A 13762-nucleotide genomic window follows, 5' to 3' on the forward strand; every position below is an offset into this window, starting at 1 on the left:
ATCATTTAAACCCCGGTTTTTGCCGGGGTTTTTTTATGGGCTTAACTTTCACTTCGGATAAGGAAGTACTGAACTTGTTTGTATATTTGTTGAAAATTTTAAAAATGACTACATCTTTATTATTTATAAGCGGTGGCGAAATTGTGATGGTCATGTTGCTCGCCTTGCTCTTTTTTGGCTCGAAATCGATCCCCGATATTGCACGGGTGCTTGGTAAGGGAGTCCGGGAGTTTAAAAAAGCCACCAATGAAATCAAGCGGGAAATCAATGAGAATACCGGCGATTTTAAGCGGGATATAAATGATATTTCTTCTTCGGTAAAAGAAGGAACAAATCAGCTGACGAAGGATATCAACGAAGGATTGAAAGATTAATCCGGGAAGCGGCGATTGAAAAGAAAGAAAAACTCCATTGATTAAAGCAGAAAATATAACGAAATCGTTTGGCGATTTGCAGGTGCTGAAAGGCATTAACCTGGAGATTCCCCGGGGAAAACTTTATTCGGTGGTAGGTCCCAGCGGAGCCGGAAAAACTACCTTGCTCCAAATCCTGGGAACCTTAAGTTTGCCCGATACCGGAACGGTCCGGATCAAACAAAAGCCTGTTTTTTCGTTAAGCGAAAAACAACTGGCTGCCTTTCGTAACCAAGAAATCGGTTTTGTTTTCCAGTTTCATTACCTCCTGCCCGAGTTTAACGCGCTTGAAAATGTCTGTATTCCGGCATTCATTGCTAAAAAATCGAAGAAAGAAGCGGAACAAAAGGCCAGGGAACTACTTGAATTTTTAGGCTTGGGTAACCGTCTGACGCATAAACCGGCCGAATTGTCGGGAGGCGAACGCCAGCGGGTAGCGGTGGCCCGCGCCTTGATCAACGATCCGGCGGTAATTATGGCCGATGAACCTTCGGGAAACCTCGATACCAAAAACCGCGAAGATTTGCATGATTTGTTTTTCAGTTTGCGCGACCGCTTTAACCAAACACTGGTGATCGTTACTCATGACGAAAATTTTGCACGTCAGTCGGATAAGATTATCCGCATGCGCGACGGGCGAATCGAAGATTAGATGACCCGGTGAGTGAAATGGCGATTCGAATTCAAAACTTCTCAAATACACCCAGTCCAAACAAAGCAAAATCAAATTTCACCGGATCAAGCGGATCCAATAAACGCAGGTTGCGGTCCAATTCTTCCAGCGCCCGGGCATCATTTTGTTTTCGCGTGAGCAGTCCTAATTTTCGGGCCGCATTTCCCGAATGAACATCCAATGGGCAGGATAACTGGGCCGGTTTTATACCCTTCCAAATACCAAAGTCAACCCCGCGCCGGTCGTCCCGCACCATCCACCTCAAAAACATATTCACGCGCTTGGCGGCCGACCCCTTGGCCGGATCGGACAAATGTTTGGATGTCCTGCCCGGATCGGCATGTGAAAAGAAAATCTTCCTGAACTCGTGAATGGCCGGTTGGGTTGATGTTGATGTCGCGTATTCCGAAAATACCGGCTCCATACCTCCGCGCTCCTGGTAAAGGTATTTCAGGGATTTTATAAAATACAGTATATCAGATTGATTGAAGGTACGGTGGGCAAACCCGTCGAAACGCTCCAGTTGATATTCCTGGTGGCTCATGACAAAATCAAAAGGAGCGTTTCCCATTAGTTCCATCAGCTTTAAGGCATTTTTGATAATCGTGGTTCGGCTGCCCCAGGCAATGGTAGCCGTCAGAAAACCGGCAATTTCAATGTCTTCTTTTCGCTCAAACCGGTGCGGAATGCAAATCGGGTCGGTTTCGATAAAACCGGGCTGATTGTACCGGTTTACCCTTTCTTCCAAAAACTCTTTTATTTCGGCGCTGAATGTTTTCAACTGTCGTAAAGCTTTTGGGATAAAGATAAGTTATTGTTTGAATTTTGTGTATTTTCATTGCCTTAACCTCATTCAACTTAATCAATGAAAAGAAGAAACTTCATAAAAGGTTCGGCCATGATGGCTGGGGCAGCTGTGGCCGGTTCTGCCATTGCCGCAGTTCCTGCTCCCGGAGGCGAAAAACAAATTTATGAATGGCGCGTGTACCGGTTTAAAAACGGCGGGCAAAAAAGCCGGGTCGACCGGTTTTACCGTGAAACCCTGATTCCGGTATTGAATGAATACGGCGTTACCGTGGGCGCTTTTGGCGAATACAGCCAGGCAGATCCCCCGGTGGTGTATTACCTGCTGGTTTTTCCGTCGATGAAGGCATATCACGAAATAAAGAATGCCATTTGGAAGAATGAGACTTTCCTGCAAAAATCAAAAAGCTATTTTGACGAGACAGCGGAAAACGGGGCCTATATTCGCTTCGAAACCTATTTGATGGAGGCTTTCGACGCGATTCCGCAGCTGCGGATGCCCGACAAAACGCGAGGGGTCTTTGAACTGAGGACGTACGAAAGCAACAATGAAGAAGCCGGGCAGCGAAAAATCGGGATGTTTAACCGGGAAGAGCTGGCTTTGTTCGATCAGGTAGGCCTGCATGCTGTTTTCTTCGGCGAAATTTTGGCAGGGCCGCAAATGCCGGCGCTGATGTACATGTTATGGTTCGCTAACCTCGACGAACGCGCCGAAAACTGGCAGAAGTTTATTGGCAGCCCCGACTGGGACGAAATGAAAAACCGGCCCGAATATGCCAACACCGTAAGTGTAGTCAATAAAGTCTTTTTGCTTCCGCTCGATTATTCACAAATCTGATCGATGGCCGGGTTTGGTGGCCTTAAGGCCGGGAGCCGGCGTTTTTGTAATTGCCGTAATTCTCGCTATTTTTACGTGACGTCTCAGCATTTTGAACTGAAGCGTAAGGTTTTTAAAGGGAAAGAAGCTTGAAGAAGGGAAGTTTAAATACGGAAAAGCAATTGATCAAAGAGTTGAATAAAGACAATATTCTTGCCTTTAATCAGCTTTTTGAGCATTACAGCTCAAAGCTTTATCATTTTGCTTACGGTTACCTGAAATCGAAGGAAGAAGCGGAAGAACTGGTTCAGGAAACGTTTTGCCGGATTTGGGAAAAGCGCAAAGAGATTAAAGCCGAGTACGAATTCCGTTCTTTCCTATTTACGATCGCTTTTAATGATATCAGGAAGTACTTTCGTTCGAAAGCACTGCTTCAAAAGTATGTTGAATATACTACGAAAGCGCCTGATGCTCAGGCGCACGAACAAATCGATATTAATTATGCTTCTCTGAAAGAACTGATTGATTCGTTGATCAACAAAATGCCGGAAAAACGAAAGACGGTTTTTCTGAAAAGTCGTTTCGAAGGTAAAAGTACAACTGATATTGCCGAAGAAATGAAAATCAGCAAGAGTACGGTTGAGAATCATATGAACCTGGCCTTGCGGTATTTAAAAAATAATTTGGAGCGCGAAGCCATTGGAGCGTCACTTTTCTTTTGTCTTTTTCTTCAATAAATTCTAAAAAAATCACAATTGGATTAGGTGCGAAGGCATCGTTGCGGATACTCTAATTAAACGCAACCTATATTGTGACGTATGGACCAGACTTTAAAAAACCGGATCAGGCAAAATTTTCAGTTGTCACAGGCTGTTGACGATCCGGAAATAATTGATGCCTACCTTCATACCGGGAATGAGCCTGAATTGGAAGAGATTGCCCGTGAAAATTGGGAAAAATCGTCATCGGCCAGAGTTGAATTGCAGCATGTTCTCAACCGGGTTCATTTCTACATCAACACCCGTTCGAAAAACCGGCCCTTCAAATCAATTGCCTTGCTGGTCTACTACCGGGTTGCCGCATTTCTGCTTGTCCCGCTTTTACTGGCCGGAATCTATCTGGCCTCTAAAAATTTCCAGATAACTGAATCGTATGCTCAAATTGGCGCGCCATCCGGTTCAAGGGTACACTTTACCTTACCCGATGGTTCAACCGGATTTCTAAACGGCGGTTCAAGTCTGGTGTATCCGGTTGACTTTAAGCATAACCGGAATGTGACCTTGTCGGGTGAAGGTTATTTTGACGTGGCTAAAGACGAAAGTCACCCGTTTACGGTGCAAACTCCTCATGCCGAGGTCAAAGCGCTGGGAACAAAATTTGATGTCTCTGCGTATATTGAAGATAATGAAGTTGTTACAACGCTTGAAGAGGGGAGTGTTGAAATTATGAATAAAGCGGATCATACAAAAACGCTGTTGAGGCCCGGGGAACAAAACCGCATCAATACCCATTCGGGACAAATGGTGAGCGAAAAAGTTAATACGCGTTTTTTCACGTCGTGGAAAGAAGAAATGCTTCGCTTTGATCATGCGACCTTCTCCGAGGTCGTGAAAAAAATGGAACGGTGGTACGGGGTGAAAATCGAGCTGGATCCGGAGCTGAAGGACAAAGATGGATATACCCTGGCGCTCCGTACCGAAAGTTTGCGGGAAATGTTGGGCTTGCTTTCTATGACCACCCCGATTACCTATGAAATAAACGGAAATAAAGTAACCATTCGTAAAAAATGAAACAGACTTATTGAATTAAAAACCATGCTGTCAAATGACAAAGAGGAAAGTGCTGCAACACTTCCCTCTTACTACAAAAATTAAAACCCTGGTTGGGGGTATGTTTAACTTTGTAAGACAAACTTATGAAAAAAAAATTGTTGTGTAACGATGACAGGATATTATATAACCTGTCAAGATTAATTCGCATTATGAAACTGACAACCTTACTTTTGCTGGTCACATTTATCAGTCTTCAGGCGAAGGTTTATTCGCAAAGCGCTGACTTGAACCTCAAAGTTCAGAATACAACGGTAAAGGATGTACTTCGGGATATTGAAGATCAAAGTGAATTCTTTTTCATGTACAACGACCGTGAAGTAGATGTGAACCGTCTGGTAAACCTGGAGTTGCAGAATAAGAAAATTGATGAGGTTTTGAATGTGTTGTTTGATGGCACAACAACCAAATACCTGATTAAAGACCGTCAGATTGTCCTCTATTCAAACGATGAAAAACCGGCAAATAATCTGATCAACCAGCAGGTTAGAACCGTTACCGGGAAAGTAACGGATACAAGCGGCGCTCCGCTGCCGGGTGTCAGTATTGTTGTAAAAGGCACAACCACCGGAACCCTGTCTGATTTTGACGGCAATTACAACCTGAATAATCTGCCGGAGGGAGCTGTACTGGTGTTTTCTTTTGTTGGAATGAAACGAGTGGAGGCGCCCGTGAATCAATCGGTTGTAAATGTGGTACTCGAAGAGGAAACCATCGGGCTGGAGGAAGTGGTTGCGATTGGTTACGGTACCATGAAGAGGAAAGATATCACCGGCTCGGTTGCCTCGGTAAAGGGAGAGGACCTTGCAGCCATTCCTGTGGCCAGCGCGGCTGAAGCAATTACCGGTAAACTGGCTGGGGTACAGGTTTTGTCAACTGAAGGCTCGCCCGATGCCGAGATGAGAATTCGCGTGCGTGGCGGGGGCTCCATCACCCAGGATAATACCCCTTTGTTTATTGTCGACGGATTTCCGGTGAACAGCATTTCCGATATTGCCATGTCCGATATCCAATCCATCGATGTATTGAAAGATGCTTCATCAACCGCGATTTACGGGTCGCGGGGCGCCAACGGGGTTATCATCGTAACGACCAAAAGCGGGGTGGCCGGCAAAGTTTCAGTGAGCTACAATTCCTATTTCGGGTTTAAACGGATTGCAAAAACATTGGATGTCCTCGATGTGGAAGACTATGTCAACTGGCAGTACGAACATGCGGTATTGGACGACGGGATTGATAATCTTGGTTCTTATGAAAAATATTACGGTGCCTGGCAGGACAAGGATATGTATGTTGGGCAAAAAGGGAACAACTGGCAAAAACAGGTTTACGGTCGTACCGGCGAGGTATTTAATCACGACCTGAGCATCAGAGGCGGGAGCGATAAAATAAGCTACTCGTTTAATTATGCCCATATTGATGAAAAGGCAATCATGATCGGCTCAGATTTCAAACGCGACAACCTGTCGTTTAAACTCAACCACAACCCGAACAGCAAAGTCCAGCTTGCATTTTCGTTCCGTTATTCCGATACAAAAATTAACGGTGGAGGCGCCAACGAGCAAAATGAAGTATCATCGGCCGACTCCCGTTTAAAACACAGTGTGACCTATTCGCCAATCCCATTGGGGGGGCTAACAACTGACGATACCGACGAGGCCATTGCCGGTTACCTGCAGAACCCCCTCGTGGCAGCTGCCGACAACGACCGCGAGCAGATGCGGAAAAACTACAATATGGCGGCCAGCTTCTCATGGGAACTGATACAAAATCTACAGTTTAAGACAGAAGTTGGTTTGGATAATTTCAATAACAATGATAACCGGTTTTACGGGCTGACGACTTATTACATAAAAAATGCTCCTGCCTCCGAAAACCAGGGTTACCCGGCGCTGATTCTTCGCGACCGCAAGCAGGAACGTATCAGGAACACGAATACACTGACTTACGATTTCAAAAAAGTTCTCGCTGAAAATCATAATCTGAAACTTCTGGTGGCCCATGAAATGGTAGAAACGAATACTCAGGAACTCACTTCGGTGTTACATGGCTTTCCAAAGCTGTTTACCTTTGACCAGGCTTTAAAACTGACAACCCAGGGTAAAGCCTATTCAACCGATAACAATTACAGCCCCGATGACAAGTTGCTTTCATTCTTCGGGCGCGCGAACTACGACTTCAAAAGCAAGTACCTGTTATCTGCGACGTTCCGGGCCGACGGCTCAAGCAAGTTCAGCAACGGTAACCGGTGGGGCTATTTTCCATCAGCTGCCGCTGCATGGCGTATTTCTGAAGAAAATTTTATGCAGCAAAGCTCGTCCTGGCTCGATGACCTGAAACTGAGACTCAGTTATGGTACGGCCGGGAACAATAACATCCCTTCCGGACAAATGGCCCAATCCTTTGAATCAGGCACCAGCGCCTGGATCAACGGCATCGGGAATTTCTGGTCGGCATCAAAAACCATGGCCAATCCCGATTTGAAATGGGAAACCACCTACACCCGGAATATCGGGCTCGACTTTGCGCTGTTCAACAGTCGTTTAAGCGGTACGATTGAAGCTTATTTGAATAATACCAAAGACCTGTTGATTGAATTCCCTGTTGCCGGTACCGGTTATAATACCCAATACCGGAATATGGGCGAGACACGGAACAAGGGGTTGGAAGTTTCGTTAAACTGGTCGGCGATTGAGAAAAAGGACTATGGTCTGAGTTTCAACTTCAACATCGGGTTCAATAAAAATAAAATTAAGTCGCTGGGCATCATGGAAGATTTTGGCGCGGCTACAGGCTGGGCATCCACCGAAATTGGCGACGACTTCTGGATTGCCAAAGGTGGTTCGGTTGGAAAAATGTACGGGTTCCGTTCCGATGGCCGCTATGAAGTGTCCGATTTTGAAGGATATAACGCCACAACAAACCGGTGGATATTGAAAGAAGGCGTGGTTGATGCCACTGCCATTGTCGGGAATCCGGCTCCCGGACTGATGAAACTCAAAAACATATCGGGCGAAGATAATCTGGTTACGGTGGACGACCGGGAAATCATCGGCGATGCTAATCCTTTGCATACCGGTGGGTTTACGATCAATGGACGTGCTTATGGTTTCGACCTGACCGCCGTGTTTAACTGGAGCTACGGTAATGATGTTTATAACGCCAACAAGATTGAATACACTTCTTCAACTCCAAGGTACCAGTACCGGAATTTCATTGATATGATGGGAGAAGGTAAACGGTGGACCAATATTGACCCGACAACCGGCGACCTGGTGACCGACCTGGCAACATTGGGCGCCATGAATGCCAATACCACCATGTGGTCGCCTTACATGGCCCGGTTTGTGTTCAGTGATTGGGCGGTCGAAGACGGTTCTTTTCTTCGTTTGAATACCCTCACCCTCGGGTACACATTGCCTTCATCGATGACGAAAAAAATGAAAATACAGAACCTGAGGTTTTATGCCACCGGGTATAATGTATTTTTGATCACCAATTATTCGGGTTTCGATCCCGAGGTCTCAACCAGAAGAAAAACGGCTCTCACCCCCGGTGTTGATTATTCGGCTTACCCCAGGAGCCGGCAAATCGTTTTTGGTTTAAATCTTAATTTTTAACCTGACTTATGAACTTGAATATGAAAAAACTAGTATATATAATCGGACTGGTTGTTGCGGGATTGGCGATATCGTGCGACGACTACCTGGAAGCGCCTACAAAATCTTCCCTGGATGAATCGGTGATTTTTTCGACACCCGACTTGGCAAAAGGCGCGGTGGACGGGATTAAAATTCCCTTCGCGGAGACCAATTCTTATCGCGGACGCTTTTTGCCCTGGTATGGAATGAACACCGATTGCGAATGGTATAATTCGTCGCAAACTGCCGGGGCCAATTCAGAATTGGCTACCTATAGCGCTACCCCAACCAATTCGAATATGAATACGACCAACAACGCCTGGGCGATGATGTATTCCGGGATTGAACGGGCAAACATTTGTATTCGTGGATTGAGGGCATTTGGTAACCCGCAACCCGGTACTGAGCTGGGCTACCTGCTTGGCGAAGCATTGACCTTACGGGCCATCTATTATGCCGATCTGGTAAAAGCCTGGGGCGACGTGCCTGCACGGTTTGAACCCATCACCACTGAAACCCTTTATTTGCCAAAATCAAGCCGCGATGTGATTTATAAACAGTTGATTGCCGATTTGGAAGAAGCCGCTACCCTGGTACCCTGGCCAAATGAAACCAGTGCTACCAGTACGGTCGAACGTGTCAATAAAGCTTTTGTTAAAGGTTTACGTGCAAGGCTTTGTTTGAATGCGGGAGGTTATTCCCAATATCCCGACGGGATCAGGAAAAGTGCTGATCCGGATTTGGCTGCTAATATCATGTACACCACGGCGTATGATGAATGTATGGATGTGATCAACAGCGGTACTGCCCATCTGGAATCTTCATTCGAAACGATTTTCAGAAAGAATTGCCGGGACATTGTTACAGCGGGAGCCGAATCTCTGTGGGAGCTGCCTTTTGCCGATGGACGAGGGCGGGTGCTCTTTACCTTTGCGGTACGGCACAATTCCAACGATCAGCATCACGCCAACGGTGCCAATCGCGGCGGGCAGGGCGGGCCGCTTCCAAACCTGTTTTATGATTACGATCTGGCCGATACCCGCCGCGATGTGACCTGCGTACCTTACCGTTACGGAACTGCTGTAGACGGATGGGCCAGGCAGGAGCCGACAAGTCTGAATACCTGGTATTTTGGTAAATACCGCTATGAATGGATGGATCGCTTTGTGACTTCTTCCAACGACGATGGCGTAAACAAACTGTACATGCGTTATGCCGAAGTGGTTTTAATGGCGGCCGAAACAGCCAATGAATTGCAGGGACCAACTGCCGCGGCGCCTTATCTGAAGATGATTCGTCAGCGGGCATTCCCTTCTTCGCAATGGACAACCAAAGTAGACGCTTATGTCAATGCCTTGACCACCAAAGATGCGATGTTTAACGCGATTGTAGAGGAACATAAATTGGAATTTACGGGTGAAATGGTCCGTAAGGAAGCCTTAATCCGCTGGAACCTGTTGAAAACCAAAATGGATGAGGCCAAAAGTAAAATGTATGCGCTCCGTGGACGGTTGGGCGAGTATGCCGATGTGCCTGAAAAAATCTATTATAAATATGCCGACGACGACGAATCGCTTATCATTTACGGGCTCAACCGGGGTGAGAACGAGGATAAATCGGCGGAATATGATTTTAACACAACATGGGTCAGCGTATCGCAGTTAAATGATACCAAAATTGAAACCATCTACGTCCGGAACCCCAACGAATGGCAATTCTGGCCCATCTGGCAGGTTTTTATTGATGCCAGTAACAACCAGTTGGTAAACGATTACGGGTATTAAATTTCAGACAAACTTGAAAAAACAGAAGTATGAAAAACAGATTCAAAAATATACTATTGATATTAGGGCTGTTCTCTCTGGCCTTCGTGTCGTGCGAGGATAAAATTGACCCGCTTATCGAGGAACTTCAGTTTGAACGGGTATTTACACCGCTCGATCTGACTGTGCGGATCCGGAACATGACCACCGCGGAACTAACCTGGAGCCTTCGCGATGATGCCGACTATTATGTAGTTGAAATCAGTGAGAATGCATTTGCGTCGACTGTTGTGACGAGAAATGTTGATCCGGGTGAAGTACCTGTCAGTATCCAGCTGGATGGCGAAACAGCTTATTCAGCCCGGGTGAAAGGGGTCAGCGAGTCCGGGATGAACGATTCAAAATGGGCGGAGGTTAATTTTATGACTAATCCAGAAAATATATTTCTGCCTGTTCAGGATGGCGATGTTGATGCCTTATATGCCATCCTCCGGTGGCCTGCCGGTAGCGACGTAACGCATTTGCTGATTAACGGCCAAACCCAACGCATCCTAACCGCAGACGAAAAGGAAGCCGGCGTTGCCCTGATTGAGGGATTAACGGGCGAAACAACTTATACAGTTAATTTGTTCCGGGACACGAAAGAAAGAGGAACGGTTATTTTTACCACGCTGATTGATGTGGGAAATGCCACCCGCGTATATCCGGAGGATGATCTGAGCGCTGTTGTTGCTGACGCTGCACCCGGCGATGTGTTGGTTTTGTATCCGGGCGAATACCTGGTATATACAGGAGCCTTGACACTTAATAAGTCCATTTCCATCAGGGGTTTGTATCCGTATGATAAGCCGGTTGTACATATTCAGTTTTCAATCGAAGCAGGTGCACAGGATGTGACAATCAGTGATCTGGAGCTGGATGGCGACGGCACGCTAATCGATGTCTTCCGTTTTAATACTGCGGGTTTGGAATATGGTTCTTTAGTCATCAGCGGATGCAACATCCATGACTACGACCGTTCGTTTGTGGCGGGAAATGTAGCTTCTAAAGTGACTTCAGTCTCGATTGATAATTCCTTGATTACCAATATTTTGACTAATGGCGGTGATTTTATCGATTTCAGGACGACCTACCTGGCTAACCTCAGTATAACCAACAGCACCTTTAATAAATGTGCACCAGCCAGAGACTTTATCCGAATGGATGCCGCAGCCGCATATTCAGGAACCGGACTTACTTCTACCGTGTTGATAGATCGTTGCACGATTATAGGCGCCTGCAATACCGAAGCCTCTACCCGCAGGCTCCTGTATGTGCGTTTTCTGAATAACTCGCTGACGGTTCGCAATACACTGATTGCCGCTACGATTGGTTTCTATTCCAACCAGGCTAATACATCGCAACCAGCGTTTCTGAACAATAATTATTACGAAGCGCCGTGGTTTTACCAGTACCTGGAAGGGCAATCAACGACCAATTTCAAATACGACACCAGTAATTATACCACTTTGAATCCGGGCTTTACCAATGCGCCCGGAGGCGATTTTACCGTGACAAACCAAACCTTGCTCGACAACGCGGTGGGTGATCCGCGCTGGAGACCATAGCGTTAGACAATCAATATCAGGAAGGCTGTATCGTTCGAGGGTACAGCCTCCTTTCGATCACATTAACCGCAAAAGAAATGAAAATGAAGTCAGGTGCATTCGCGGGGATGCTGCTTTTGTTGATGGCCATCAATGCCTGTAAGGACGACGATCCGGATCCGGGTTCTGCCATTGAAATCAGTTTCGACAATGCAAACCCGTTAACGGTGGATTTGTCGGCTTACAGACCCTTGGTTACAGGTGAAATTGCCGGTGAACTTCCGTTGAAAAGCTATTCGGCCATCCTGGTTAATCAAACAAACGAATCAATACTTGTCCGGGATTTTTCGCTGGAGGGAAGCCTGCTTTACCGGTTTGATCTGGTACTTCCTTATACCTTAACCACAACCGGTTTACGTATCGAGGCTGTGGATCAGAAAAACAATCAGAAATCAGTTGTTTTGCCAATTTCGGTGAAAAGCCTGCCGGCCGCCGATCCGCAGCCAATCACCAACAAAGACGCTTTTCCAGGCGCCGAAGGATTTGGCCGTTATACCACGGGTGGCAGGGGAGGTAAAATTCTTTTTGTTGAAAACCTGAGCGATGATGGTAAACCGGGTAGCCTGCGCTGGGCTGTTAACCAATCCGGCGCCCGTACCATTTTGTTCCGGGTATCCGGCACCATCGAACTGAACTCGCCGTTGATCATTGCACAGGGCAACCTGACCATAGCTGGTCATTCAGCTCCCGGCGACGGGATTTGTATTTCAAAAGATTATATGCAGTTAAAGGATGGCCTGGATAATGTGATCATTCGCTATCTGCGTTTTCGTCCGGCTAAAGGTTCGGGTGAGTACGATGCTGCCTGGGGGCGTAATTGCTCCAACATCCTGATCGACCATTGTTCATTCAGTTGGGCCAATGATGAAGTGGCCAGTTTTTACGATAACGAAAATTTTACAATGCAATGGTCCATCATCAGCGAAAGCTTTTACCATTCTACGCACCCCAAAGGCGATCACGGGTATGGCGGTATCTGGGGTGGGATGGGAGCCAGTTTTCATCACAATCTGATTGCTCACCATACCAGCAGGAACCCGCGGTTTTGCGGCGCCCGGTATCATCCGGAATCCAGCGATCGGGAAATTGTTGATTTCAGGAATAACGTGATCTACAACTGGGGGGCGAACAGCGCTTACGGCGGCGAATTGGGTCAACACAACCTGGTGAACAACTATTTTAAATCGGGTCCGGCCACGCAGTCGGCTAAAAAGAACCGGATTGTTGAAATTTACAGTCTGAGTGCTGTCCCCGACAGTAAATGGTATATTGAGGGTAATTATGTGGAAGGTTATCCTGCTATTACCGCTGATAACTGGGCTGGAGGCGTTCAGGGGCTGGTCGATGCATCCGTGCGGGCAAGCAGTCCCTTTCCGGAGGGCGAGATAATGACCACTTCGGCACAGCTTGCATTTGACGAGGTATTAAACGGGGCCGGAGCCAGCAAAAAACGCGATCAGTTGGATGCCCGAATCACCAACGAGGTGCGAACAGGTACGGCAGCTTACGGAGGGGCTTACGGGGCAGGCAGCGGCATCATCGATTCGGAGAACGAAGTGGGCGGGTTTCCGTTGCTCATTACCTACGGGCAAATGAACGATTTTGATAACGACGGAATGGATGATGACTGGGAGCGGGCCAATGGACTCAATCCGAATGATCCCGGAGATCATAGAGGGAATACATTGCGTCCGGATTATACCAATCTTGAAGTTTATTTGAATAATTTGCTTGAGAACTAACATACAGAAGCAGCCTGCGTATGTGGCTGATTTGGTTTAGGTGTGTTCCGGGGAAGAGTCCCCGGAATTTTTTTATGTCTCTGCATGAAGGATTCCGTCCGTAGAAATATCCGTAAAAAAATAAAGGCAGGGTTTCTTGTTAAACTCCTGCCTTTATTACGTTTACAGCTTTTTCCCGAATTGAATCAGGTTTGGCTGCATGATCCTGTGTGTTTACACTTTGTTCCCATTTTGAACTTGCCGGGTCCGGTTTCGCGTTTACGCTTCCGTTTCGGTTGAGCGAGGCATAAACCACCAGACAAGCCAACAGACCCAAAATGTAATAATCTCTCTTCTTCATGTCTGTTCCTTTATTCCACTAAAGTATATTTTACTTTTTAAAAAGCGGGGCAAATGTATAAAAATCAATGAATCATCATTTGGTTTTTGCCTGC

General features: G+C 46.6%; 11 protein-coding genes. 9 read left to right on the forward strand and 2 right to left on the reverse strand.

Going from position 1 to position 13762, the window contains the following annotated elements:
* The first annotated feature begins 104 nt into the window (after window positions 1–104).
* Together ACOIT5_RS10475 and ACOIT5_RS10480 are read left to right on the forward strand one after the other, a co-directional pair.
* On the forward strand, window positions 105–374 hold the full coding sequence (locus tag ACOIT5_RS10475; protein WP_423130419.1) for a Sec-independent protein translocase subunit TatA/TatB: 270 nt from the start codon (window positions 105–107) through the stop codon (window positions 372–374).
* A 37-nt stretch (window positions 375–411) separates the two neighbouring features.
* A complete protein-coding gene (locus tag ACOIT5_RS10480; RefSeq protein ID WP_423130420.1) occupies window positions 412–1065 on the forward strand; it encodes an ABC transporter ATP-binding protein in 654 nt (217 codons plus the stop codon).
* Between the two features lie 31 nt (window positions 1066–1096).
* Here ACOIT5_RS10480 and ACOIT5_RS10485 read toward each other — a convergent pair whose 3' ends face one another.
* On the reverse strand, window positions 1097–1867 hold the full coding sequence (locus ACOIT5_RS10485) for a TIGR02757 family protein (protein WP_423130421.1): 771 nt from the start codon (window positions 1865–1867) through the stop codon (window positions 1097–1099).
* 84 nt (window positions 1868–1951) lie between these two features.
* On the opposite strand from ACOIT5_RS10485, the gene ACOIT5_RS10490 reads away from it, so the two are divergent.
* The 7 genes from ACOIT5_RS10490 (at window position 1952) to ACOIT5_RS10520 (ending at window position 13328) form a co-directional block, all read left to right on the forward strand.
* On the forward strand, window positions 1952–2728 hold the full coding sequence (locus ACOIT5_RS10490) for an NIPSNAP family protein (protein WP_423130422.1): 777 nt from the start codon (window positions 1952–1954) through the stop codon (window positions 2726–2728).
* Between the two features lie 128 nt (window positions 2729–2856).
* A complete protein-coding gene (locus tag ACOIT5_RS10495) occupies window positions 2857–3444 on the forward strand; it encodes an RNA polymerase sigma-70 factor (protein ID WP_423130423.1) in 588 nt (195 codons plus the stop codon).
* Between the two features lie 81 nt (window positions 3445–3525).
* Entirely contained in the window at window positions 3526–4497 is a 972-nt protein-coding gene (locus ACOIT5_RS10500; RefSeq protein WP_423130424.1) for a FecR family protein, read from the forward strand.
* Window positions 4498–4688: 191 nt separating this feature from the next.
* The gene (locus tag ACOIT5_RS10505; RefSeq protein WP_423130425.1) at window positions 4689–8156 is read left to right on the forward strand and encodes a TonB-dependent receptor; all 3468 of its coding nucleotides are present in this window, start codon (window positions 4689–4691) and stop codon (window positions 8154–8156) included.
* 20 nt (window positions 8157–8176) lie between these two features.
* Window positions 8177–9961 carry a RagB/SusD family nutrient uptake outer membrane protein gene (locus ACOIT5_RS10510; RefSeq protein ID WP_423130426.1) on the forward strand — a complete coding sequence of 595 codons (1785 nt, stop codon included), beginning with the start codon at window positions 8177–8179 and terminating at the stop codon, window positions 9959–9961.
* A gap of 29 nt (window positions 9962–9990) precedes the next feature.
* The gene (locus ACOIT5_RS10515) at window positions 9991–11547 is read left to right on the forward strand and encodes a DUF4957 domain-containing protein (RefSeq protein ID WP_423130427.1); all 1557 of its coding nucleotides are present in this window, start codon (window positions 9991–9993) and stop codon (window positions 11545–11547) included.
* 77 nt (window positions 11548–11624) lie between these two features.
* Entirely contained in the window at window positions 11625–13328 is a 1704-nt protein-coding gene (locus ACOIT5_RS10520) for a pectate lyase family protein (protein ID WP_423130428.1), read from the forward strand.
* Between the two features lie 139 nt (window positions 13329–13467).
* Here the strand turns inward: ACOIT5_RS10520 and ACOIT5_RS10525 are convergent, their stop codons facing one another.
* Complete coding sequence (locus ACOIT5_RS10525) at window positions 13468–13668, reverse strand: hypothetical protein (RefSeq protein ID WP_423130429.1); 201 nt, start codon at window positions 13666–13668, stop codon at window positions 13468–13470.
* Between the last annotated feature and the right edge of the window lie 94 nt (window positions 13669–13762).

Origin of the sequence: Gaoshiqia hydrogeniformans (genome assembly GCF_049347105.1) — a bacterium.
Lineage (GTDB): Bacteria > Bacteroidota > Bacteroidia > Bacteroidales > Prolixibacteraceae > Gaoshiqia > Gaoshiqia hydrogeniformans.

Excerpts from the sequence above, each read along its gene's own strand:
- ACOIT5_RS10475 (WP_423130419.1), top strand. The coding sequence starts at position 105 with ATGACTACATCTTTATTATTTATAAGCGGTGGCGAAATTGTGATGGTC.
- ACOIT5_RS10490 (WP_423130422.1), top strand. The coding sequence starts at position 1,952 with ATGAAAAGAAGAAACTTCATAAAAGGTTCGGCCATGATGGCTGGGGCA.
- ACOIT5_RS10500 (WP_423130424.1), top strand. The coding sequence starts at position 3,526 with ATGGACCAGACTTTAAAAAACCGGATCAGGCAAAATTTTCAGTTGTCA.
- ACOIT5_RS10505 (WP_423130425.1), top strand. The coding sequence starts at position 4,689 with ATGAAACTGACAACCTTACTTTTGCTGGTCACATTTATCAGTCTTCAG.
- ACOIT5_RS10510 (WP_423130426.1), top strand. The coding sequence starts at position 8,177 with ATGAAAAAACTAGTATATATAATCGGACTGGTTGTTGCGGGATTGGCG.
- ACOIT5_RS10515 (WP_423130427.1), top strand. The coding sequence starts at position 9,991 with ATGAAAAACAGATTCAAAAATATACTATTGATATTAGGGCTGTTCTCT.
- ACOIT5_RS10520 (WP_423130428.1), top strand. The coding sequence starts at position 11,625 with ATGAAAATGAAGTCAGGTGCATTCGCGGGGATGCTGCTTTTGTTGATG.
- ACOIT5_RS10525 (WP_423130429.1), bottom strand. The coding sequence starts at position 13,668 with ATGAAGAAGAGAGATTATTACATTTTGGGTCTGTTGGCTTGTCTGGTG.